General features: G+C 36.9%; 29 protein-coding genes. 15 read left to right on the top strand and 14 right to left on the bottom strand.

Annotated elements, in window-relative coordinates; all coding sequences use genetic code 11:
* Positions 1 to 304: 304 nt before the first annotated feature.
* Positions 305 to 1,489 carry an ATP-binding protein gene (locus P0Y49_06115; GenBank protein ID WEK20711.1) on the bottom strand — a complete coding sequence of 395 codons (1,185 nt, stop codon included), beginning with the start codon at positions 1,487 to 1,489 and terminating at the stop codon, positions 305 to 307.
* A gap of 468 nt (positions 1,490 to 1,957) precedes the next feature.
* Between P0Y49_06115 and P0Y49_06120 the strand changes: the two genes are divergently transcribed.
* The 9 genes from P0Y49_06120 (at position 1,958) to P0Y49_06160 (ending at position 8,245) form a co-directional block, all read left to right on the top strand.
* Positions 1,958 to 2,665, top strand: a complete 708-nt coding sequence (locus P0Y49_06120; GenBank protein WEK20712.1) for an NUDIX domain-containing protein — start codon at positions 1,958 to 1,960, stop codon at positions 2,663 to 2,665.
* Between the two features lie 85 nt (positions 2,666 to 2,750).
* Positions 2,751 to 3,590, top strand: a complete 840-nt coding sequence (gene prs, locus P0Y49_06125) for a ribose-phosphate diphosphokinase (protein WEK20713.1) — start codon at positions 2,751 to 2,753, stop codon at positions 3,588 to 3,590.
* Positions 3,591 to 3,619: 29 nt separating this feature from the next.
* Positions 3,620 to 5,071, top strand: coding sequence for a nicotinate phosphoribosyltransferase (locus tag P0Y49_06130; protein WEK20714.1), 1,452 nt, complete (start codon positions 3,620 to 3,622; stop codon positions 5,069 to 5,071).
* 30 nt (positions 5,072 to 5,101) lie between these two features.
* Positions 5,102 to 5,260 (top strand): hypothetical protein, encoded by a 159-nt coding sequence (locus tag P0Y49_06135; GenBank protein ID WEK20715.1) that lies wholly within the window; start codon positions 5,102 to 5,104, stop codon positions 5,258 to 5,260.
* Between the two features lie 16 nt (positions 5,261 to 5,276).
* On the top strand, positions 5,277 to 5,642 hold the full coding sequence (locus P0Y49_06140; protein WEK20716.1) for an NADAR family protein: 366 nt from the start codon (positions 5,277 to 5,279) through the stop codon (positions 5,640 to 5,642).
* Between the two features lie 510 nt (positions 5,643 to 6,152).
* Entirely contained in the window at positions 6,153 to 6,686 is a 534-nt protein-coding gene (locus P0Y49_06145) for a hypothetical protein (protein ID WEK20717.1), read from the top strand.
* Positions 6,687 to 6,773: 87 nt separating this feature from the next.
* On the top strand, positions 6,774 to 7,433 hold the full coding sequence (locus tag P0Y49_06150; protein WEK20718.1) for a DUF3885 domain-containing protein: 660 nt from the start codon (positions 6,774 to 6,776) through the stop codon (positions 7,431 to 7,433).
* Positions 7,434 to 7,519: 86 nt separating this feature from the next.
* Positions 7,520 to 7,987, top strand: coding sequence for a hypothetical protein (locus P0Y49_06155; protein WEK20719.1), 468 nt, complete (start codon positions 7,520 to 7,522; stop codon positions 7,985 to 7,987).
* A 96-nt stretch (positions 7,988 to 8,083) separates the two neighbouring features.
* The gene (locus P0Y49_06160; GenBank protein ID WEK20720.1) at positions 8,084 to 8,245 is read left to right on the top strand and encodes a hypothetical protein; all 162 of its coding nucleotides are present in this window, start codon (positions 8,084 to 8,086) and stop codon (positions 8,243 to 8,245) included.
* On the opposite strand, the gene P0Y49_06165 is transcribed toward P0Y49_06160, so the two are convergent.
* From P0Y49_06165 to P0Y49_06180, 4 genes are all read right to left on the bottom strand, one after another.
* Positions 8,226 to 8,723, bottom strand: a complete 498-nt coding sequence (locus tag P0Y49_06165; GenBank protein ID WEK20721.1) for a hypothetical protein — start codon at positions 8,721 to 8,723, stop codon at positions 8,226 to 8,228. The two genes, P0Y49_06160 and P0Y49_06165, sit on opposite strands and share 20 nt — an antisense overlap.
* Before the next feature lie 140 nt (positions 8,724 to 8,863).
* Positions 8,864 to 9,676 (bottom strand): hypothetical protein, encoded by an 813-nt coding sequence (locus P0Y49_06170; protein ID WEK20722.1) that lies wholly within the window; start codon positions 9,674 to 9,676, stop codon positions 8,864 to 8,866.
* Positions 9,677 to 9,955: 279 nt separating this feature from the next.
* On the bottom strand, positions 9,956 to 10,924 hold the full coding sequence (locus tag P0Y49_06175; protein ID WEK20723.1) for a Fic family protein: 969 nt from the start codon (positions 10,922 to 10,924) through the stop codon (positions 9,956 to 9,958).
* Between the two features lie 147 nt (positions 10,925 to 11,071).
* Complete coding sequence (locus P0Y49_06180; GenBank protein WEK21825.1) at positions 11,072 to 11,425, bottom strand: hypothetical protein; 354 nt, start codon at positions 11,423 to 11,425, stop codon at positions 11,072 to 11,074.
* On the opposite strand from P0Y49_06180, the gene P0Y49_06185 reads away from it, so the two are divergent.
* From P0Y49_06185 to P0Y49_06195, 3 genes are all read left to right on the top strand, one after another.
* The gene (locus P0Y49_06185) at positions 11,310 to 11,609 is read left to right on the top strand and encodes a metalloregulator ArsR/SmtB family transcription factor (GenBank protein WEK21776.1); all 300 of its coding nucleotides are present in this window, start codon (positions 11,310 to 11,312) and stop codon (positions 11,607 to 11,609) included. The genes P0Y49_06180 and P0Y49_06185 overlap by 116 nt on opposite strands.
* A gap of 4 nt (positions 11,610 to 11,613) precedes the next feature.
* Positions 11,614 to 12,078 carry an SRPBCC domain-containing protein gene (locus tag P0Y49_06190; protein WEK20724.1) on the top strand — a complete coding sequence of 155 codons (465 nt, stop codon included), beginning with the start codon at positions 11,614 to 11,616 and terminating at the stop codon, positions 12,076 to 12,078.
* Between the two features lie 69 nt (positions 12,079 to 12,147).
* Complete coding sequence (locus P0Y49_06195) at positions 12,148 to 12,729, top strand: YdeI/OmpD-associated family protein (protein ID WEK20725.1); 582 nt, start codon at positions 12,148 to 12,150, stop codon at positions 12,727 to 12,729.
* A gap of 11 nt (positions 12,730 to 12,740) precedes the next feature.
* On the opposite strand, the gene P0Y49_06200 is transcribed toward P0Y49_06195, so the two are convergent.
* Complete coding sequence (locus tag P0Y49_06200; GenBank protein ID WEK20726.1) at positions 12,741 to 13,382, bottom strand: trimeric intracellular cation channel family protein; 642 nt, start codon at positions 13,380 to 13,382, stop codon at positions 12,741 to 12,743.
* A 28-nt stretch (positions 13,383 to 13,410) separates the two neighbouring features.
* The gene (locus P0Y49_06205) at positions 13,411 to 13,860 is read right to left on the bottom strand and encodes a DUF1569 domain-containing protein (GenBank protein ID WEK20727.1); all 450 of its coding nucleotides are present in this window, start codon (positions 13,858 to 13,860) and stop codon (positions 13,411 to 13,413) included.
* Positions 13,861 to 14,175: 315 nt separating this feature from the next.
* Between P0Y49_06205 and P0Y49_06210 the strand changes: the two genes are divergently transcribed.
* The gene (locus P0Y49_06210; GenBank protein WEK20728.1) at positions 14,176 to 14,496 is read left to right on the top strand and encodes a metalloregulator ArsR/SmtB family transcription factor; all 321 of its coding nucleotides are present in this window, start codon (positions 14,176 to 14,178) and stop codon (positions 14,494 to 14,496) included.
* Positions 14,493 to 14,996 carry an SRPBCC domain-containing protein gene (locus P0Y49_06215; GenBank protein WEK20729.1) on the top strand — a complete coding sequence of 168 codons (504 nt, stop codon included), beginning with the start codon at positions 14,493 to 14,495 and terminating at the stop codon, positions 14,994 to 14,996. Before P0Y49_06210 ends, P0Y49_06215 begins: the two co-directional genes overlap by 4 nt.
* Before the next feature lie 84 nt (positions 14,997 to 15,080).
* Here P0Y49_06215 and P0Y49_06220 read toward each other — a convergent pair whose 3' ends face one another.
* Positions 15,081 to 15,401: a Dabb family protein gene (locus P0Y49_06220; GenBank protein ID WEK20730.1), complete on the bottom strand. Its 321-nt coding sequence runs from the start codon at positions 15,399 to 15,401 to the stop codon at positions 15,081 to 15,083.
* A 231-nt stretch (positions 15,402 to 15,632) separates the two neighbouring features.
* Positions 15,633 to 17,138, bottom strand: coding sequence for a phage tail sheath C-terminal domain-containing protein (locus P0Y49_06225; GenBank protein WEK20731.1), 1,506 nt, complete (start codon positions 17,136 to 17,138; stop codon positions 15,633 to 15,635).
* A 109-nt stretch (positions 17,139 to 17,247) separates the two neighbouring features.
* Here P0Y49_06225 and P0Y49_06230 point away from each other — a divergent pair, with 109 nt between their 5' ends.
* Positions 17,248 to 18,723, top strand: a complete 1,476-nt coding sequence (locus P0Y49_06230) for a tetratricopeptide repeat protein (GenBank protein WEK20732.1) — start codon at positions 17,248 to 17,250, stop codon at positions 18,721 to 18,723.
* Here P0Y49_06230 and P0Y49_06235 read toward each other — a convergent pair.
* From P0Y49_06235 to P0Y49_06255, 5 genes are read right to left on the bottom strand one after another with little or no spacing between them, the layout of a single operon-like run.
* Positions 18,716 to 19,384, bottom strand: a complete 669-nt coding sequence (locus P0Y49_06235) for a 1-acyl-sn-glycerol-3-phosphate acyltransferase (protein WEK20733.1) — start codon at positions 19,382 to 19,384, stop codon at positions 18,716 to 18,718. The genes P0Y49_06230 and P0Y49_06235 overlap by 8 nt on opposite strands.
* Positions 19,381 to 20,202: an alpha/beta hydrolase gene (locus P0Y49_06240; protein ID WEK20734.1), complete on the bottom strand. Its 822-nt coding sequence runs from the start codon at positions 20,200 to 20,202 to the stop codon at positions 19,381 to 19,383. The genes P0Y49_06235 and P0Y49_06240 overlap by 4 nt, the downstream gene beginning before the upstream one ends.
* Entirely contained in the window at positions 20,199 to 20,600 is a 402-nt protein-coding gene (locus tag P0Y49_06245) for a holo-ACP synthase (protein ID WEK20735.1), read from the bottom strand. The genes P0Y49_06240 and P0Y49_06245 overlap by 4 nt, the downstream gene beginning before the upstream one ends.
* The gene (locus P0Y49_06250; protein ID WEK20736.1) at positions 20,593 to 21,402 is read right to left on the bottom strand and encodes an SDR family oxidoreductase; all 810 of its coding nucleotides are present in this window, start codon (positions 21,400 to 21,402) and stop codon (positions 20,593 to 20,595) included. Before P0Y49_06250 ends, P0Y49_06245 begins: the two co-directional genes overlap by 8 nt.
* Position 21,403: 1 nt before the next feature.
* Positions 21,404 to 22,753, bottom strand: coding sequence for a beta-ketoacyl synthase N-terminal-like domain-containing protein (locus tag P0Y49_06255; GenBank protein ID WEK20737.1), 1,350 nt, complete (start codon positions 22,751 to 22,753; stop codon positions 21,404 to 21,406).
* Positions 22,754 to 22,755 lie beyond the last annotated feature (2 nt).

The following is a 22,755-nucleotide window of genomic DNA, read 5'->3' on the forward strand; positions in this document are numbered from 1 at the left end:
GATCCCGGAATATTTGTGAAACAAAGAGTTCTGGGAATCGCGGAAAATTTAATGCCCTGTTGTTCTTACCAGCATAATAAAGATATTGAAATTGCATCTGTTATGAAAGTAGAGGCTGACTAACTTTGATAATTTGCAGAAATCCATGAATTAACATTAGAAATTTGACATTTTATGAGCATGTTATGTAGTTAGCATTAAAGATTTGTCAAATAGCATTACTGTTTGGAATTTAGGATCAGGTTACTTTTTTGACAACTGTGTTTTTGTATAATGGACGATAGTTTCATAGTTTTTTATCTTGTTAATAAATAAAATCCAGTTGTAGCAATTCTTCCATTAAACCACAAAGAGATATAGCAGTAATGTTTTCTGCCATTGAGAATCTATCTTGTCCAGAATAAACAACAAACTTTTTACTTGGTTTGATATCTTGACAAGCGATATAAAAACCTTTGGAAAGCGCTGGAGCAGAGTTGCGCTTGATTTCTATTGCCCACTTTTCATTACTAGAAAATTCGAGAACTAAGTCTATTTCGGCACCATTTGAAGTTCTGTAATAATAAGGGATAACATTATCTGGAGCAGCTGATATGATATTTTCAATAACAAATCCTTCCCAGCTCCCTCCGGCAACTGGATGACCAAGTAAATCATTGTAGTTTTGTATATTAAGGAGGGCATGGGTAATTCCACTATCTCTAACATATACCTTTGGGGTTTTTACCAACCGTTTTCCTGCATTTTGTGTCCATGGTTGTAGTCGACGCACCAATAATAAGTCAACCATTAGATCAAGATATCGGCTAACAGTTGTTGAACTTACATCAAGACTTTTAGCTATTTGTGAAGCATTAGTCATTCCGCCTTGGATATGTGCCAACATGGTCCAAAATCTTTCAAGGGTAACCGCAGGTATGCGTGGGCCAAAAAAAGGAATATCTCTCTCAAGGTAGGTTCTAATAAAATCCCGCCTCCAAGCTAAACTGTTTTTATCGTTGCTGGCAAGCAGACTTTCAGGGAAGCCACCTCTAAGCCAAAGTTGGTTTAGTTTTTCAGTTGTATTTGCTTGGTATTCCAGTGCATCAATACCCTGAAGTTCTAGGTAAGCAATTCTACCTGCTAGAGATTCACTAGACTGCTGTAGTAAGTCCATAGAGGCAGACCCTAGGAATAAAAATTGCCCATATTTATTACCTTTCCTACGTTCTTTGTCAATGATCCCACGAAGTGGTGCAAATATTTCAGGCACACGCTGAACTTCGTCCAAAATGATTAGATGTTCACTGTTTTCTGAATGGAAAGCATTTACATCCACGATTTTTTGAAGGTCGAGTCTATCTTCCAAATCAAGATAAATAGCAGTGCTTGTATCGCTGATATTTAAAGCAATGGTTGTTTTACCCACCTGACGAGGTCCCATTAGTGCAACAGAGGAACTTCGTTGTAGCGCTTCCTTAACTTGTTTTTCTACTCTTCTTTTAATCATCCATGTAAATTTAATATTTAATATTGAATTTACATGGATGTGTTGTGGTTTTATTTTTATTAAATCAACAATTAAACATAAATCAGCCAGAAAATGGTTCTAGAAGAATCCAGCTGGGCCCACAAAATAAAAAGCCGTTTTTCGACATAAAAAATAGCGTATATAGTAAGTTTTAATCTGGTAAAGCTAATTAGTATCTGGATTTGTTTTTTCGAAAAAATCGGCCATTAAAGCTAAATCAGATAGGAAAAAGTTCGAGATATGTGCACTAGCGACCACAAAAAAACCTCGGTAGTACAGAACACTACTGAGGTTTTTTGTTTTCCCATCTAGGGTGTTTTAAAAAAGGGGACTAAAGTAATCCAGTGTATACTTGAAATCTAAAATGATCTTACCTAATTCAAAATAATATAGAAAATACCAGTTCTTTATTAAATCTATACATTTGTAGCAAGCCAATCTGTTCAAATGACTAATACAAATTTTAAGATAAAACAAGATATTAAAGTTACTGTTGATGCTATCGTTTTTGGATACAATCAGGAAAATGGCATTTCTGTTTTATTAATTAAACGAAGAATAGATCCGTTTAAAAACGAGTGGGCCTTGCCGGGAGGATTTGTACTGGATCTGGAAACGCTCGAAGAAGCGGTGGAGCGCGAACTGAGAGAAGAGGCTGGAATATCGATAAATTACCTTGAGCAACTGTTTACTTTTGGCAAACCAGGCCGTGACCCACGTATGCGTGTGGTTTCCGTTTCTTATTTTGGCTTGGTAAAATCCGCAGACTTTAGCCTCTTTGCGTCTACTGACGCAGCTGAAGCTAACTGGTTTAACATTTATGAACTGCCAGCACTGGCATTTGATCATCAAGAAATTGTAGAGAAGGCAATTGCACGACTAAGGGCAAAAATTACTTATGAGCCCATTGGTTTTGAACTGCTGGATCGTAAATTCCTTTTCTCCGACTTGGAACACCTTTATACTTTGTTATTAGGACGTGAAATTGACCGCCGTAATTTTAAACGCAAAATGATGTCTCTAGGGCTGGTAATTGAACTTAACGAAAAAGCTCCATCTTTGGCAGCCGGTCGCCCTGGTAAACTTTATTCATTTGATAATGGTAAGTATAACCAATTAAAAATCAATGGATTTGATTTAAATAAGCTCATTTAAAATTAATTTGTGTAAAAAAAACACAAATTAATTTGGATAAGAAATATTAATGTATTTAATTTGTGTCATTGTAACGCAAATAGGTGTGAAAACATTAAACTTATCAACCGGATTTAATCCATTCCAATCCTCAATTGAAGAGATAGAGAGCAAGAGCTTTTTATTTAGTGGGGGCGAAGTACACATTAAATTACTGGGCAGTACAGATGAAGCCTTGATTTCGACAAGACTTAATGATTCCAATGATGTCATGAAGTTATTGCTAGCAGTAGATGCGCTACGCAGAAGCGGCTGTAAAACCATTAGCGTATTTATACCTTATCTGCCGTACGCTCGTCAGGATAGGGTAATGGTTAGTGGTGAACCATTGTCTATCAAAGTGATGAGTAATTTGATTAATGGTTGTGGCTTTGAAAAGGTATATGTGTTTGATGTGCATTCAGAAGTTTCATTGGCCCTGCTTGATAATTGCGAGCTGATCAGCAATTATACACTGGTAAAGGAAGTATTAAAAGATCGTGAGGATTATTGTTTGGTTTCTCCTGATGCTGGTGCATTAAAAAAGATCTATAAGCTAGCTGAGGCTTTAAATTATACTGGGGATATCGTTTTGTGCAATAAAGTGCGCGATGTAAGTAACGGGCGGATTAAAGAGATTACTGTAGATCAGAATGACCTTGGCGGTAAAGATTGTTTCATTATCGATGACATTTGCGATGGTGGGGCAACCTTTGTTGGGGTAGCTAAAGAACTTAAACAACGCAATGCCGGCAAAGTGAGTCTGATTGTATCGCATGGTATTATGTCTCGTGGTGATTCAGAACTGGAAGAATGGATTGACCACATCTATACCACCGACTCCATAAAAGATACCGCAACAGAGCTCGTGAGCAGGATTCAATTGGCCAATCTGATAGAATTATAAACGTTTTTGAACCTTCAAAATTTAATTTTATGAACAATATCCTTTTGCAAACAGATGTATATAAAATGGGCCATATGGAACAATATGCCCCGGGATGTAATAAAGTATATTCTTACCTGACTGCTCGCAGTGATAAAAACTTTGATGAAACTGTTTTCTTCGGATTGCAATATTATATAAAAAGATATTTATCAGAACCTATTACTCCAGAAATGGGTGAAGAGTTTTTGACCTACCGAAAAATGATCCTCGGAAGTAATTCTGAGGAGATTGAAGTTAAAATCAGAGCTCTATGCCAGTTGGGGTATCTGCCAATTGAAATTAAAGCGGTTGAAGAAGGTACCATTATGCCGGTACGAAATGTACTGATGACTATTACAAATACACATCCTGATTTTTATTGGGTGGTAGGTTTTATGGAGAGTTTACTACTTAAGCTGTGGTACACCATTACGGTGGCTACATGTAGTCGTCAATACCGTGAAATTGTAAGCAGATTCTTTAATGAAACCGATGAAGAGGCCATGACTCCTGCTAAAGATTTCCATGTGCATGATTTCGGATATCGTGGCGATGCTTCTGAAGAAGGTGCTGCCATTAGTGGTGTAGCACATTTGCTTTCTTTTTTGGGAAGTGATAATGTACCTGCATTGCCTTGTGCAGTGGAGTACTACAATGCAGATCTGAATGGTGAGCCTATTTTACTTTCTGTACCCGCCAGTGAGCACAGTGTGATGTGTTCTTTTGGAAGAGAAGATGAGATCAGTGCATTCAGGCACATGCTTGAACTTTATCCAACTGGCATCGTTTCTATCGTATCTGATACTTTTGACGTATACAAAGTACTGACAGATTTTGCAGAAGTATTTAAGGATGATATTCTTAAAAGAGATGGTAAAGTTGTATTTAGACCTGATAGTGGTAATCCGGAATATATTATCTGTGGTAATCCTGAGGCTGAACCTGGCAGTAATGAGTGGAAAGGCGCTATCCGTTTACTGGATGAGAAATTTGGAAGTAGCTTGAACAACAAAGGTTATAAAGTACTGAATCCTAAAGTGGGCCTGATTTACGGTGATGGTATGTATCTGGAAAGGTATGTCCGTACACTGGAACGCCTTAAAGAAATGGGCTATGCGGCCAGTAATCTAGTAATTGGTGTCGGTGGAATTTTAAGAAACCACAGTAGGGATACGCTTGGATTTGCCATCAAAGCTACTTATGTTGAGGTGAATGGAGAGCCTAGGGAAATTGAAAAAGACCCGGTAACAGATCACAAGAAGAAATCTCATAAGGGCTTACTTAGTCTACAAAAAGTAGATGATAAATATATTACCAAAGATCAGTGTAATGTGGCTGAAGAAGCAGATTCTTTATTGCAAGTGGTGTATAAGGATGGTCATTTGGTAAAAGAAACAAGCTTGTCTGAGATCAGAAAATTGGTTAAAGCCCAGGAATTAGTTTTAGTGGCTGATATCTAAAAGAATTGAACATTATTTAAACTTACAAAAATGCATTACGATATAGAATGGCTTAAAAATGAGGTGACAGACAATGAGAATTTAAAGTTTCTTTATTTCTGGGGACACACTAATAAATCAAACGAAGCGGTTGGTAAATCCTGTTTTAGTCAATGGTATGAGTCGCCATTTGTAGGGGATAACTTATAAAACAGCTGAGCATTGGATGATGGCAAAAAAAGCTTTGTTGTTTGGAGATTTGGGCATCTTCGAGAAAATTGTACTTTCCGAGAAGCCCGGTGAAGTAAAAGATCTTGGCCGGAGAATTTCGGGGTTCAATGATGAAATTTGGAAAGCTGAAAGGCACGCAATTGTTAAAATGGGGAATCTTCATAAGTTTAATCAGCATCCTGAACTGGCTAAATATTTAGTTAGCACAGGTAAAAGGATTTTGTTGGAGGCCAGCCCTGTAGATTATATTTGGGGTATTGGAATGGCTCAGGATCATTTAGATGCCTCAAAACCTGACAAGTGGTTGGGATTGAATTTGTTGGGTTTCGCTTTGATGGAGGTAAGGGATTTATTAGTTTAATAAGCATAATAGCAATGAAGAATAGGATCGAGGTTAATATTGCTGCTGTTGATTTACAGGCTTCATCGTTTAAGGATTGAAAGTTTAACAAAGCTAAAGACTATAATAGTGCCTATAACTGATAACAATATGTAAAACTCGATGCTGCTTAGACCAATGCCTATTAAGAGTAAAACTACCGGAGTCAAGCAGGTTGCCGATATTGGAACTGTTTTAAAGTAAACTCTGGTAATCTGAATAATTGTAAGTGCTAATAAAATAACAGGAATGATCGGGAGGATAAAGAGACCATACATGCTCCCTGCGTTCGAGTCTCCGTTTTCATTCAGCGATCCAAAAATTAACAAGCCCAGGATAAAGAAAGGGACCAAGATAGAACAGTCGATAAGAATACTGTTCATGATTTTCAATATTGGTGGGTAGCTTGAGTTTTTATTCATGTTTCAGACTTTGTTACTAAAGTAAAACTACAAGTTAAATATTCAAATCTATCTGTATATTCACTAGCTAATGACCGAGATTAAATTATATAAATCGCCTTGGCGTGCAGTAAAATTATTATTCCTCTGTTCAATCTTTGTAGGATTAGGAATTTTGGGTATCAAAGCACATTGGATGTCTGGTTGGATAGCATGGCTAAATATCGGTTTTTTTGGATTAGGTTATCCTGTTGGAATTTTCCATTTGTTAGACAAAAGGCCTCAAATAATAATAAATGAAATTGGAATCTTTGATCGAACAATCAATAACAATATTATAAATTGGGGAGTTATTAAAGATGCTTATCCAATTAATATTCACCAGCAGAAATTTATCTGTTTGGTTGTTGACGAAGAATTTGTCCCATCTAAGAAAAAAGGGGGATTGTATAAGCAGACTGTCAAGTTTAGTGAGGCAATTGGGGCACAGGAGCTTAATATTTCCCTTGGTCAGATCGAAATCGATGTGATTAAACTAACAGAATTTATTCTTTTGATGATCAAAGCAACACCAGTAGATAAAAGTAATCTATTGATAAATGCACCACAAGAGTGGAATAAATAAAATGAGAATTGACTTTTGGAAGAATTTGAAAAAAGCTTTCGTTAGCTTTAAGAAAACTTAAACCGATGTTTTAAAGAAATGTAAACTGTGACTATAAAAGAAAGCTACAGACAATTCCTTAATGATAATTTTAAAGGGCTTAGTATTCAAGCTTCTTTATTTTTTAATTGGGATAGGGGATTAAGGTTTGATTTACAAGAAGGTGAAGTTGGTAGTGACAATTATTTTGATGAAGTATTTAAACGTTCGTTAGCATTGTTTCATGCATCATTTGATCCCAATGATATTATTTTCTTTGTGCTAATGGATTTTAAACATAAACGGAGTAAAATAAGATTGGGGAATTTCTGTTTCAAACAAGTCCATAATCTTAACTGGGAGGAAATAGCCTTTCTGAAAATGTATAGACTGTATGAACCAAAAGACAGTTCAGACATTAGAAATGTTGCTGTGATCAAATCTAACATTGGAAAAATAAATTATAGGAATATCTTTAAGGCAATAGGAAATACTGACTTTGCATCCAGACATCCAAGACTTGATAGAAATGGTGTTCTCAGTTCTAAGGAAGTTTTTTTCTTAAATATTGATAGAAAATTAATTTTTCATATGTATGATGATCGTGGTGTAGATATTATAGCAGCGGACGTTGAACAATTGGGGCCAATCTACAATCAATACAATAACTGGTTATTGGAATGCAATAAAAAGAAAATAGACAGCTTATTTAATAAGAATCTTTCATAATATATTAACAAATGGGATTTGGCTTTAATTTATTTTTCGTCTTTATACTAATTCCTTTAAGTGTTATCCTTTTGATATGCTGGCTTTTGACCAGAAAGAATGGCTATAGGGAAATACTTGGATTGATCTGGCTGGGTATAATAGGACTGATCCTGATTTTTGTGAGTATTCAGGCCTTAACAGCTAAGAAAGTGCTGAAGAAGAAAGATTTTTATGGCGAATATGTTATTAATAGAAGTTTCTTTCAGGGTAAACAAGCGGATTGGCAATATGATAACTTCCATTTTGAAATAAAGGAGGATGATTCGATTTATTTGTATGTTACGCATAAAAATACACCTGTAAAAACATTCAGTGGATCTGTCAGAACAGTAAAGAACTACCGATCGGAGCGGCTCGCCATTAATATGCAATTGCCCTCACACCATATTATGGAATGTAATCCAACAATTTACAGAGATACCTGGAGTTTTTATCTTGTATTCAATTCTCCTAAGTTTGGTAATCTATTTTTCAAAAAAGGAACCTGGGAATCCTTGGGTAGCCCTGATTAAAAAAAAGTTAAGATCACATAGAATATTTTAGGTACTACCCGAAAGTACTTAGCTGGAGATTTTAATGATACTCATTTTTGAGGAAACAGAATTCCTATGAATGAAGAGAACAATAAGACCATAAGATTAAAAGAAATGTTTAGAGGTTTAGAGTGTGTGTTTGCCCCAACAATTCCTTACTTATACTCTTTTGATAAATTGCTCAAGAGCAGGGTAGTCAGGACGATCGAACGTGTTTCTACTTCTGGAACTTTTTAAAGCGAAAATAATAGAAGTTGATACCGATGGCAAGGATAGTTAAGCTGGATACCCAAAGCCAGTAACCAGGTTCGAAGCTATAGATTTTACCAGTGGTGCCACTTTCGGCCGCTAGTATTTCTTTCCAGAAACTAAAAGACCAAGCGATAGCTGCGGCGATGAGCGAGAGCCAACGACTGCTTGATTCGGGCTTTGGTTTTGGAGTAAGCAATACAGGCTCTATTTTGATCACTGCGCTTGATTCCATGAGGAACCTTATAACGGCAAGAATAGCAATTGGGTTAGCCGACCATGTAAGGCATTCCATGCCACCGCCACCAACGATAGAAATGCCACCCACAAGAAATAAGGAGATGGCGGAGTGAATCTGTTTTCCTTGATACTCGTATGTTAAAGCATTTTGTGTTAGTGAGATGCCGAAAATGATAGCAGGAATTAATATAATGCCGAGCCTGAGGCGCTTTTGGTCTAAACTCATTGCTTAAAATTTGAATTGTTGAAGATACATTATTCAAGGCTTTTTAGGTTGTTTAAGGATAGTTGTCACCTCGTTCCGCTGCAAACTGATGAAATATACAACTTGTTAAGCGGGTTAAGGGAATGGTTCTTAACCTAGTTTTAGTTTTCCTTTACAATGCTTTTAAGTGCTTCAGTGGTGAGTATTGACAGCGATTGCTGTTGACAATCCCAGATGGAACCATAATTTTTAGAGATAACGATATGGTTTTTCCAGTTGGCAGTTTTACCATAGAGCATTAAAGTGCAAATGTCGGTTGAAGTAATGAAATCCCCCGTTTCTGGTAAATGACTATGTGTCGTTTCCATAGATTCCTTAGAATAATTAATGGGAATAATGTTTTTATGTAATCGTTTCATATTGGTTAGCCGATTGTATTTGTCAAAAGTAAGCAAGTAATCATTCCCGAAAATAACGACTCCGGTTTGCTGAGGCCCAGTTAAAACAAATACTTTCTTACTGTCTTTATCAATCAATGGAATGATGTTCAGGCTAGTGTTGTTGTACACTTTGAACAGCGTATCACTATTAATGGCTTTTAATGCATTTTGTCGGATGGTAAAAAGTTCTAGTTCATTATTAGTGAAGGCCCGGTTTGTTGTATCCACAATTACGGTATTGACATCATAGTTCTGGTCGAAGGTAAAAGTGATGACTGGTGTTGGGGTGTTCGTTTTTCCAAAGAATATGCATTTGCTTTTATTTCCGTCGGAATAAGAGAAATAGCCGCCTGCTTCGGCTGCTTTCTGTTTAAATCTTGCTTGTAAAACATCTGATCCATTCCAGGAAGCCATTTCCGATTGGTATAGCAGTTTTCCTTCTGCTATGATAGCTGCTGTTTTCTTGTCTAAGTTCTGACCTTTTGCAAGGGAAATTCCACAAATCGTGAGGAGCATGAGCGCTTTAATTTTCATGTCAAATGAGATCTTTTTTACTAAATTTAGTGTTTTTTGGGAGGATTACCAGTTTTATAAAAAGTTTAATGTTTTGTTATTTCTTCTTTCGTCATAATTGGATTGTTTGGAGTTCATTTTAGGATTTAGAATTTTTTAGTATCCGGATCTATTTTTTTCAAAAAAATCGGCCATTAAAGCTAAATCAGACAGGAAAAAGTTCGAGATTTGTGCACTAGCGACCACCAAGTAAAAAGCCGTTTTTCGATAAGAAGGACGGCTTTTTTGTTTAGTGATTAGCTATTTTTTGTAATTGTAACTACTAAGTCGTTGCGCTCCGGTTTTATTTAGAATTCCTTTTTCTGTTGCGGATTTAAGGTCTCGACTTGCTGTTGCCGAAGAGATACTTTTAAAATGTTGAAGATAATCTTTTCGAGTAAAAGATTTTTGACCTATGATTTCTTTAAAAATAGAAATCCTGTCTTCTTCCAGTAAGGAAACATTTGGTAAATGATATAAAGAATTTAACGATTTAAGGATACTCTCGAGCATGAAGGCGATAAAAGGAGTACAATGTCCCAGGCTATCTGATTTGTTTAAGGCTTCATAATATTTACTTTGCTCCGCTTTGATTATACTTTCTACTGGTAGATATTCAAAAACAAGATATTCATTCATTAATAATAAAGTTTGCCACAGTCTTCCCATACGTCCATTTCCATCATTAAATGGATGGATAAACTCAAATTCATAATGAAATACACAGCTTTTTATTAATATAGGATCATCATCGTATTTAGCATAGTCTAGAAGGTTGTTAAGTAAACCAGTTACCATATTTCCCTGAGGAGCTACATGAGTAATTTTTGAGCCTTTCACGATGCCTACATTTCCACTTCTAAACTTACCAGCATTTGGAATTAATCCTTTCATTAATATTTTATGCGCATCTAATAGTGATTTAAGTTTAAGGGGCTTAAAATGATTAAGCATATCATATACTTCGATTGCATTTTTAACCTCTATGATATCTTTCTTAGGGGCAAGTATTCTTTTGTTATTAAGTAAGGCTGTAATTTGTTCTTCTGTTAATGTGTTGCCTTCAATAGACAAGGAAGATTGTATAGTCTTTATACGATTAGATTTTCTAAGTTCTGCAGGAGGTCTATTTAATTGTATTGCATTTAATTCACCTATTTTTTCAGAAATCTTAGCTAATAAGTTGAGTATTTCACTTGTAATGTGGTACGGAGGTTTTATATAACTCATAGTGATAGTATCATATGATACTATCAAAGTTAACTAGATTTTATGGATTTCCTGTAAAGGATATTATTTACTTGTCTTTATTAACTTTAGTATAAGTATTTATTAAACACTATCAACTATTTTAATAAATCAGCGATTAAACACAAATCAGACAAGAAATGGTTCGAGAAGCACCCAGTCAGGTCCACTGCTTAAAAAGCCGTTTTTAATAAGAAATAAGGCAATGTCAAAATTACCTGTTTTAAATGCAACTTGAAGTCCCGATTGGCCATCGTCTTTTTTAGGAGGCGCAAAATTACAAGCGTCATTATAGGCTTTGTTGCTATTGACAAGTCCTGATATCGTAGGCATATCACTGTCTCTAATCGCCTTAAAAAAAGTTTTTATTTCTTTCTTTGCCGACCCAACAAGAAGAGCGATACTTTTATTGGTTGCTTCGCAAGCTATGACTGCAGGTACAATAGCTTCAAACTTTAATACGGCAAGACCAACTGTTTCCAAACACCTGCAAATTCTTACAGAATGTGAACTTCTTAAACAGGAGCAAAACGGAAGAGAAATCTACTATCATCTAAATGCAGAAAAAATGAGAGCAGTGGCCGACTTTATAGAACCATTTCGCAAGATGTGGGACGACAGGTTTAACAAGTTGGAAGATGTAATGAAAAAATATAAAAATAAATAAAGGAATGGAGCAAAAAACAAAAATCAGTGCTGAAGACAGCAAACAGGAAATTGTAATCACGAGGGAGTTTGATTTGCCATTGGAATTGCTTTTTAAAGCACATACAGAACCTGAACTTTTTGAGCAATGGATGGGAACGAAAGTATTGAAATTGGAAAATAAAAAACACGGATCCTATGCATTTGAAACATCTCACAATGGAAATGTAGTTTTTCGTGCAAACGGAACTATACACGAATTTGTTCCAAACCAGAAAATCACACGGACATTTGAAATGGAAAATACACCTTTTCCTGTTCAACTTGAATATTTGCAATTTGAAAAACTTACAGAAGAAACCAGCAAACTCACAGTGCAAATCGTGTTTAAGTCCGTTGAGTTCAGAAACCAATTGCTACAAATGCCATTTGCGCAAGGTCTCAATATGGCTCACAACCGACTAGAGGAAATCGTAAACAAGTTAAAATAATTGAGTTATGACAAAGAGAAACAAAATCATTTATTGGGTAGCTACTGGACAAAAATTAAACCTACACCTATGATCACACAAGCAGAACACTTTTTTGAAAAAGCTCAAAAATGGAGAGAAGAATTTGGTTTATTACGAGAAATAGTCTGTGAAAATAAATCACTTGAAGAAGATTATAAATGGATGCATCCTTGTTATACTTTTGAAGGAAAGAACATCGTTCTCATCCACGGATTTAAAGAATACTGTGCATTATTATTTCATAAAGGTGCTTTGATGAAAGACCCCGAAGGCATTTTAATCCAGCAAACAGAAAATGTACAATCTGCAAGACAAATCAGATTTACCAATGTTGAGCAAATTATAAAACTGAAATCTGTTATTAAGGATTACATCAAAGAAGCGATTGAAATTGAAAAATCGGGAAAGAAAATAGAAATGAAGAAAGCGGTTGATTATCCAGTCCCTCAAGAATTTCAAAAAGTATTAGACGAAGATAAAGTATTGAACAACGCATTCTACTCTTTAACACCGGGGCGACAGAAAGGATATTTATTCTATTTCAATCAGGCTAAACAATCCAAAACACGACAAGCGAGAATTGAAAAATACTATCAACATATTTTAGAGCGAAAAGGGATTGATGATTAGATAAAATATTTTTATAAATCCGACTCTGTTTTGTCATTTGAATAAATAGGTAGGTTCCAACGGTAATGAAGCGCCAATAGCCGTAATCCGAAGCAGATCAATAAAGCAATAATGGAGATCCAATCGCTCGATAACCAATTTAAATAATTTCCTATAACTACAATTGAGGCTCCTATGAGTGCTGCTGATGCATATATTTCTTTTTCTAATATAACTGGAATCCGATTGAGCAAAATATCGCGTAAAACCCCACCACCAACTGCCGTAGTGATTCCCAAAAGAATTGCAACTTCAGCATTATGACCATAAGCAATACTTTTTTGCGCACCTGTAACTGCAAATAAGGATAAGCCCAATGCATCGAAAAACAGCACAGGGTGATTAAGTCGCTGCACAAAAGGATATAAGCCAATAGTCATTCCTGTAGCGACAATTGCTACTACTAAATATTGCCAGTTTGTTAATCCTGCCGGAGGAATAGCCCCAATACAGAGGTCGCGAATAATTCCACCACCACATGCTACTGTAAATGCAATAGCGCAGATACCGAATAAATCCAGACCCCGCTGCTTTGCTGCTGCCGCTCCACTTATAGCAAAAACAAAAGTACCTGCCAGATCAAGAAAATAGTAAAAAGTATGCAGCTTATCCATCCTAATTGCTCCATAATAAAGTTACCCATTATACTCCAAACTGTCGCAAGTGATGGTCACAATGTTTATAAATAAATTCTCCCAATTGCTTTTTAGTCATCTCTCCAAAAAACCAATGGGTGAAATTACCTTCTCTAAAACTACCATATCTGATAATTAATCGTTTCCAGTTTTCTTTTTCAGCTTCTAAATTTAAAACAGCTTCACTTACTTTAAAGTGTGCAGAAGTAGGCGCATTTTTTCCTAGTCCACTAGTTTCATCTTTCAATATCCCGGAAAGCGCAAGCTTTCCAAATATTCGTCCTAAAAAAGAACGTTTAACTTTTATGTTTCCATAATAATATTCTTCGCAAAGAGAACAATGTCTAACCATTTGCGAAACTGTCATTTTTCCCCATTGGGCGTTGCTTTGCTCATTTAGCGAATTAATTCTATTCACTACTTCTTCCCTTGTCTCTTTATCAAATATTGATTTCATAATCAGGATACTAATTTGTGCCAATGAAAACCAATTCCCAACCTTGTCAACAGTAAGGCTATAACGCTAGTTTAACCCAAATTTAATAAAAATACCGCGAGATGGTTTGACTACACCAAGCTAATGAATATTCGGGATACACCCATTTTGCTTCTAATTCCAGCATTCAAAAGAAAATGAAAATAAATTTGCGCAACTGATCGGTTGCTTTTATATTTGCAACCAATTGGTTTACTATTTAAATGAACTGTAATGACGAAGAAGATTACCTTGCCAATAATCAATGGGTAGTTTAACCTTTCAAAATAATAATCAATGAGAAGAGATATTTTTCAAGCGATAGCTGACCCGACCCGAAGAGCGATCATAGCTTTAATTGCGCTACAAGCAATGACTCCAGGCACTCTTGCCGAGCATTTTGATACTACGCGACAAGCCATTTCAAAGCATTTAAGAATATTGACAGAATGTGAGTTGGTGAAACAAGAACATCAGGGGCGGGAAATTTATTATCAGCTTGAGATTGACAAAATGAAAGAAATAGACAAATGGTTAGCACAATTCAGACAGATTTGGGAGAGCCGATTTGAACAACTTGACGAACTTTTATCAACTATTAAAAAACAAAGACAATGAAACACAACTTAAAATTCGACTTCGTTGCGGATAAGACAAAAAATACACTAACTATCCGACGTGAGTTTTTAGCTGACAGGCAATTGGTTTGGGATTGCTATACCAAGGCGGAACTCCTTAATCAATGGTTCGCACCTAAGCCATTAACTACAAAGACAAAATCAATGGACTTTCGCGAAGGTGGACACTGGCATTATGCAATGGTCGAACCAAACGGTACTGAGTATTGGGGCTGGACAGGATATCTGAAAATCAAACCAATTGATTACTATACAGCGTCAGATGCTTTCAGTAATGCAGAAGGTGAAATAAATAAAGACCTGCCTTGTGCAGAGTGGCTTGTAACTTTTATTGACAAGGGCGAAAATGCTATTGTAGAAACTATAGTAACCTACAAATCTCTTTCGGATCTTGAACAAGTAATTCAGATGGGTATGGAGCAGGGGATGATGGCAACTCTGGAAAAACTTGATGAATTACTATTAACTCTAAAAAAATAAAATATTACTATGCTAAGTTAGTGCTCTCTACTTAGCATAGTATTATGTTAATTCCTCTAACGTTGATCAGCTTGATCCAATAGTTTAGGCTTGAACTGCATCATAAACGATTACTTTTTCCCACAAATGATTATGGTTCTTAACAAACTCCAGGTGAACCGGGTGCGTTTGATAGGTCTCCTGTCCCTCAAGATCACTAAAGAAGATCAATTCTGACACGCCCCAGCTGTTATCAACAACATCGCGTTTTTCTGTACTGGCAACAACGCCTACGTGTATTTCACGTACCGTTGGTATTGTAGAAAGTGTTTTTACACCAGCAATCAACTGATCACGATCGTTTTTTGAACTTGGATTTTTCAACCAGAAAAATACATGATGTACAACAGGATAATTCTTATTCATATTTCATAAATCTATGAAATAAATTAGTCTTTTTTGGAGAATTGAATTACAAAATCATTTCTTGCTTAAGAAAGCACGTTGTTCCTGATTAGTTATAAAAACTAAAATAAGACAATTATAAAATTGCATTCAAATTGGTAAAAGCAGTACAATACCAGTCCAATAGCAGTCGAATAGCAGTAGCGGAGCAGACGTAATAGTGCACCGTCTCACTCATGATAATCATATAGATTAAGGTTGTTGCTGCTGTTGTTGGAATCTAATTATGATAAACTCTGCAGGTCTAATCATAGCCACTTCAATCATGATAATCATCCTGTCTTCCAGGATATCCGTTGAGGTCATGGTGGATCCAAGCCCGATCTGAACATCAAAAGCCTGTTGAGGAACAGCCCCAACCAGAGCACCCTGTCTCCAGAGATTAATAAGAAAGTTGGAAATCATTCCCCTAATGGCAGTCCAGGTATTGGCATCATTTGGTTCAAAAACATATGCTTTTGTGGCAGTTTTAATCGACTGCTCAATCATGATCAGAGTTCTCCTTACGCAGATATATTTCCAATCCTGATTGTTCCCGTCCATTGTTCTGGCTCCCCACACCAATGTCCCCCGGTTATGAAAGGAGCGAATCACATTGATTGATTTACCGGATACATCAATATTGAATTGATCCTGTTCTGCATCCGAGATATTGATAATTGGGCTATTGACCTTGTTCAATGCGTAATTGGCCGGTGATTTCCAAACACCCCTTATATGATCCACCATGGTATAAATGCCAGCTATTGCAGCACTTGGAGGTAATGTATTGAATAGATTTCTTGCCTGATCTAAGATGGTGCAATAATACGGGCTTGATGATTTCAGCGCCAGGTGATGTTTTGCCTTAAGGTCATTTAATTTATCAGCTTCAGTTTCTACTGCTGTAAGTTTGCTATTGTAGTTTGTAAAGGGCTCCTGAACTTCTGGCTCAAGCAGAGTAGGCAAGTTTGCAGGCAGGTTCTCAAAAGTAAGCTCATCAGGCTCAACAATTACTGTGTTCAGCCAAGGATAATAGACAGCCCCATAACTCAAAAAATCAGTGCCAATTGCTGTTCTAAACTCTTCGGCCACTGCATCAGATTTTTCAGTTTCATCATGGTATTTAAGGTCAAATATGGCAAAACGGTTTTCCATTTCAGCACAATGAGACAGTATATTTGGATAAAGCGGGTAAGCTCCGGCACGAAGTGCGGCAATATCAGGTATCACAATTAGCGTAGGTGTAGGATCGTTTTTAAGAATCTCTAATGGGCCAATTGGATGATCATCGGTAGCCATAAAATCAGAGGCCTTAACTTGCTGTTCAGTACCCTCACCATAAACTCCAATAGACAATACCACACATAGACCTCCACCATTGGCATAAAATAATCGAATGCTATTGTAAAAGTAAAGTTCATTGTTTTTCTCATAGTTTACGATCATGTCTTTAAGTCCTAGCTTAAACGATCGGATCGGTAATGGCGACGGTGCAGCTTCAATTTTAAACTTTGGGCGGAATGCTTCGCCAAAAAAATCTACGTATTCTTCGAACGAATTGATCCTTGTGGGGATTCTTAAAAGGGATTTGCCGTCTCTTTCTGCTTTGAAAGTATATCCAATAAATGCAGGGATGGCAGTTTCAACAACCTCTACAGAATTAGGGAAAGTATTTTTTTCTTCGATGTAAACACCGGGTGATATGTGATCTGCCATAAAAGAGTTTGTAGTTTACGAAGCAACAAATAAATATAAGCATGATTTGGGATTTTTTTTATTTTGTATATTCGTATCCTTTATTGTCTATCATCTTTACCTGGATTTCATGCCCAATAAATTTCTATTAGTCCTGTTTTTTGCGTGTTGCCAGCTTCCGTTAAAAGCCAGTTTTATATTCAATGAAAACGCTTCCGAAGCATATAAAGCAATATTTGATCTGAGATTAAACGATGCGAGAAGGTACATCGCAGAGGAAAAAAGGAACAACCCACAAAATGGCATAGCTGTTCTTTTAGATAATTATGTAGATTATTTTGATTTGCTGACCTCAGAGAATAAAGCTGATTATGTCAAGTTTAAAGGACGGCGGTCGGAAAGGATAGATGCTTTGGATAACAACGATGTAAATTCGCCATATTACCTGTTTGCCCAGGCAGAAGTATATCTGCAGTGGGGACTGATTAAAGCAAAGTTTGGAGATTATACTTCTTCAACTATGGATTTAAGGAAAGCCCAGAGTCTGCTTAAAAAGAATAATGAAAAATTCAGCACTTTTCTACCCAATCAGAAAAGTTTGGGATTAATAGAAGTAGTATTTGGAGCTATTCCATCTAACTTGAAGGGGATTGCAGATCTTTTAGGTGTTAGAGGCAATATTTCGAAGGGAGTAAAACAATTGGAAGCGTTTAAATCAAATATTAAGGGTACAAAATATAGCTTCTATAATGACGAAGTGATTTTTTTATTGTGTTTTATGGATATAGATATCTTGCACAACAGAGATAACTATGCGAAGCTGAGCTCTTTTTTGGAAGATATGAGTGATAAAAGCTTGCTAAAGGCATATCTGCAAGGCTATGTTGCATTCAAAACCGGGAAAAATGATAAAGCAATTTCTTATTTGGAGAATATTCCAAAATCTAATCAGTATACACCAATGCCAACTGTTCAGTATTTATTGGGAAATGCCAAATTGTGCAGAATGGATAAGGATGCTCCTACTTTTCTGACCAATTATTTAAAGGAATATAATGGTACGAATTACATTAAAGATACCTATTTGAAGTTAGCCTATCACTACCTCTTAAAAGGGGATATGTTAGGGTATTCGAATTACATTAAACTGGTTCGTACTAAAGGGTATGCTGCTGATGAAAAGGATAAGCAGGCCTTGAAAGAAGCAAATGAAGTTAAGCCAGACGTTGATCTTCTAAAAGCCAGACTATACTTTGATGGTGGGTATTACACCAGGGCTTTGGAACAAATTAAAAGTAAGCAGCAAGATGAGCTGAAGTCTCTGCGTGACCAGGTAGAACTTTATTATAGATTGGGAAGGATCTATGATCGCCTGGATACTTTTAATCAGGCTGCGGTGAATTACCAGAAAGCAATCAATATTGGTAAGAATGAAACATCTTATTTTGCGGCCAATTCAGCTTTGTTGCTAGGTTTGCTTTATGAACAGCAAAATAACAACGCTAAAGCTAAATATTATTACAACATGACTTTGAGTATGAAAGGACATGAATATCAGAATAGTATTGACACTCAGGCAAAAGAAGGATTGGCTAGAATTAAGTAGCTGAATAAGATATGGGTTCTTCAGTAAACCTTATGTTCTTTTCGATCGACTTGCGGTGATGTAGATTTACTTGTTGTTTTAAGGAATCAAAATCAAATTCTTCATTGCTGCCACAATCCAGCAAATTGTAATACAACGACGGCTTTGTACTTTCAAAATATTCAATCAGATTGCTACTCCAGATGAGCTGGCACCTTCCTTTTACATTTGGAACAATCTCTCTAAGCCCATCCTGAAACTGAATGTACCTGATATGGCTACTTTCCAGATTTCCTTGAGGATAGAAAAGTAACACATTTCCCGGTTTGGATAGGATCTCTGTGGCATAGTCGAAACTTTCAGCAATAGAACGTTTTCCAGGGTCAATAGAGAAACTACCACAGTACCTGAGCCATTTGTTTTTCTCCATCTGCTTTTTCAAAGACATGATATAAAGGCGTTTCATCCCGTTTTTTTTCCAGAGTACTTTGTTACATAGGTAATAGGCTAAAAGCCCATCCAAAAAACTAAAATGATTACACATCAACAGGTAAGAGGAGTCAGGGTTAATCTCAATATCCTTAATAAGGATTTTGTTGAAACGTCTTTTAAGAAACCATCCAATTAGTATGGCGCCGCACTTAAAGAAAAACGGATTTAAAGGTTTAGCTTTAATAATCATGATAGAGAAGCCACTAATTGATTTATAAAATTCTGATTGATCATTTCATGGTTTTCATCTAACACCAACACTTTACCAGGCTTGTATTTGGCGAAGAATGCCTTTCCAATTGCAGGTAAATACATTTTATCATACCGTCCAAATATAAATATACTTTTGATCTTGTAAGCAGTAAGAAATTTAATCAGTTTCTCTTCATCTGTTTCCAGGTGACGCAGATAGGTAAAACAGGCATATAATGCAAATCTCAGTTCAGGGGTAGCAATTTCCTTTTGTAAAATTTCATGTCCTTTAGCATCAATAAGTCTGAGGAATTTACAAAAACCAATGACGTTAATCATCGCCTTTTCACTGAGCATCAGTTTTTCCAGTATTTTATTGCCCGCCTTGTTTTTTCCAAAAAAACGTACCATCGCGCCAGGATTTACGGAAGAGGGGGCTGCTACGATATATTCGTTAACCATTGAAGGTAGTTCTTCAACAATTGCTGTAGCATAGTGGGAGCCCATAGAATAGCCAATTACTGAAAAGGATTCAATACCTTGATGTTTACAGAAGTCACTGATCATTGCAGCAAGCTCTTTTTTTTGCAAGCCTTTTTTTATGGTACTCAAACTCTGGTCTTTCAGCTGAGTTTCTTTATGAAAAAAGAGATCAAAACCCCAGAAGGTATATTGATGTCCAAGCTGATCGGTGGCCAGTTTAAACTGTTGTCCATGCATCCCAAACCCATGAAAACACAACATATGTTGCGCTCCTGTGCCGAACTTATAAAAGTGCAGTTTTACGAATGGATTTTCAAAGTAATTTTCGATCATATCAACTCAGCAATTGCAATGGCCCAGGCATAATCCCCATCATGTGAGAGCGTTAAACTAACTTGAAAAGGATTTGCAGGCTTATGGTGGAATATGACATCAGGACGGCCGCCAATCTTTTCACGAAGGATCTCAATTTTTTTCCAGGATAAGGGAGATTGATCAAGTTGCTTCACTGCCTTATACACAGCCTCTTTGGCCGCCCAGGTAGATGCATACCGTAGAAGGGAATTGTCAAACAAATCACAATAAGCGATTTCATTTGGGGTATATGCTTTACTTTTGAATAAAGGAGTGAGCGACTGTTTAAAATCAGGGATGAAGACAAGGTCGTTGCCTACAGCAAATGTTTTAGCTGCTGTTAATGTCTCAATTGATTTTATCAGTTCATTATTCATCAATACCTATTCCCATTATGTTAAATCCTCCGTCGACAAAATGGATGTTACCTGTGACTTTTTGTGACAGATCTGAAAAATAATATAATGCCGCGTTGCCCACATCACCGGCATCAATATTACCCAGAGGTGCAGTAACCTTACTTAATTTCCGGAGTTTACGTACACCGTTTATACCTCCTGCAGAAGTCGTCATGACTAGCCCGGGAGATAGTGCGTTAACCCTTATCTTCTTGTCTCTAAAATAATCGGAAAGATAGTAAACGATATTTTCGAGTGCTGCCTTACTGATAGACATCCCCGCATATCCCGGAAATACTCTTTGCGAAGCATTGTAAGTCAACGTGAGTATAGAAGCTTTATCTGCCAGAAAGGGTTCTGCAACTCGTGCAATTCTAAGCAATGAATAGGCGCTGATATTGAAGGATTCCATAAAATCCTCGAAAGGGATATTCAAATAAGTAGGGGCGGGAGTATTGCTACCAGGCAAGCTATAACACATTACCTGCTGGTTACCAAATGCAACTCCATGAAGAATATAATCGATAGGTCCTAGTTTAGTATGGACGTGTTGTATAAACGCGGTGATATCCGCTTCATTTCTTACATCAACATGCATAGCCAATTCCTGAGAGATGCCCAGTTCATCAAGCAAATGCAAAACATTGAGTTTGGTGTCATCCACATAACTTAGTGCAATTTTGCATCCGGATTGATGAAGTTTTACAGCAACATCATAGGCAATAGAACTGTCATTTCGTACACCAAAAATAACTGCAACTTTATCTTTATTATTGATCATTTTAATTGTGTTTTGAGATAGACATGGCACTATTGGTGCCGCCAAAACCGTAGTTTAAACAAACGATCTGATTGATTTCCTTTTTAAGTGTATGCGGTGAAATTAAATGCCTGTATGCCTCAAGAGGTTTTTCAGGGCCATCCCATGTCGGAGATTTTTGAAATGATTCCTGCTCCGAATTCAGTACATCAGCATTTAAGCAAGGTAAAACCTGCTGGTTTTCGAGCATAAATAGCGAGGTGATGAGTTCTACTGCGCCGGCTGCACCAAGCATGTGACCAAACTGGGACTTTGGAGCAGAGATCTGATAACCTTCTTCACCCATCACATCCACTACACTTAATAATTCGATGGCATCGCCAACCGGAGTTGATGTACCATGAACTTTTACCACATCTGGTTTGATGGGCAGATCGCCAATTAGGCCTTTCCATAATCTTTTCTGACCGGAGAATGAAGGAAAGAACATATTTCCGTCACCGTCAGAATTGTTATGATAGTTGTCGATTACGGCAAGGATTTTAGCCCCTCTGGCCTTTGCCATTTCGTATTCTTCGAGTGCAACGATGCCACAGCCAAATGAACAAACAAAACCATTTCTGTCGATATCAAATGGACGCGAACTTTTATCAGCACTGAAGCCTTTGGCTAAAACCTGCATCGCATCAAAGCCAATAAATGTTTCTAAAGAAGTTCCCTCAACGCCACCAGCCACAGCACGATCCTGAAGGCCAAATTTAATTAAGCGGTAAGCGTGACCAATGTTACCCAGGCCGGTTGCACAAGCAGAACCTATGGATTCGCAGACACCTCTGTTTTTAATCAAACAGGAAACATTGGCTGCATCACGATAAACCATTGTTCTATCAACTGTGTGCGACCCGATAATTCTGGTTTTGCGATTTGAAGTATAGAAATTATGCCATGCATTTCGTAAAATAACGTGTCCGGCACCACCAGAGCCTATAACGACCCCGGTTTGTTCAGACTCGGTTTCCGAAGTTGTCCACCCGGCCATTTTAATCGCATCTTGTGATCCAAGCATAGCCCAGATACTCCCAACATCCGCTGTGGCTAAATTGCCATCCGGTATTCTTCCTAATTGATCAATATAGGTTTCAGGATAACCTTCCACAAGGCTCGATAAAACAGCTTCGATACCCATCTCAGCTTCAGTAATGAAGCCTGAGACGGTAGAACGGATATTTTTTCCAAAGGCCATGGCCAGATCCCAATCCCTGATCAGACTTTCACCGGCAAACATTTTTTGTTTAAACTGATCTATGTCCTTACAGTTTGGGAAAGCTCCACCCATACCTACTATTGCAACTTTTCTTCCCTCGATAGACATGG

Source organism: Candidatus Pedobacter colombiensis (assembly GCA_029202485.1).
Taxonomy (GTDB): domain Bacteria; phylum Bacteroidota; class Bacteroidia; order Sphingobacteriales; family Sphingobacteriaceae; genus Pedobacter; species Pedobacter colombiensis.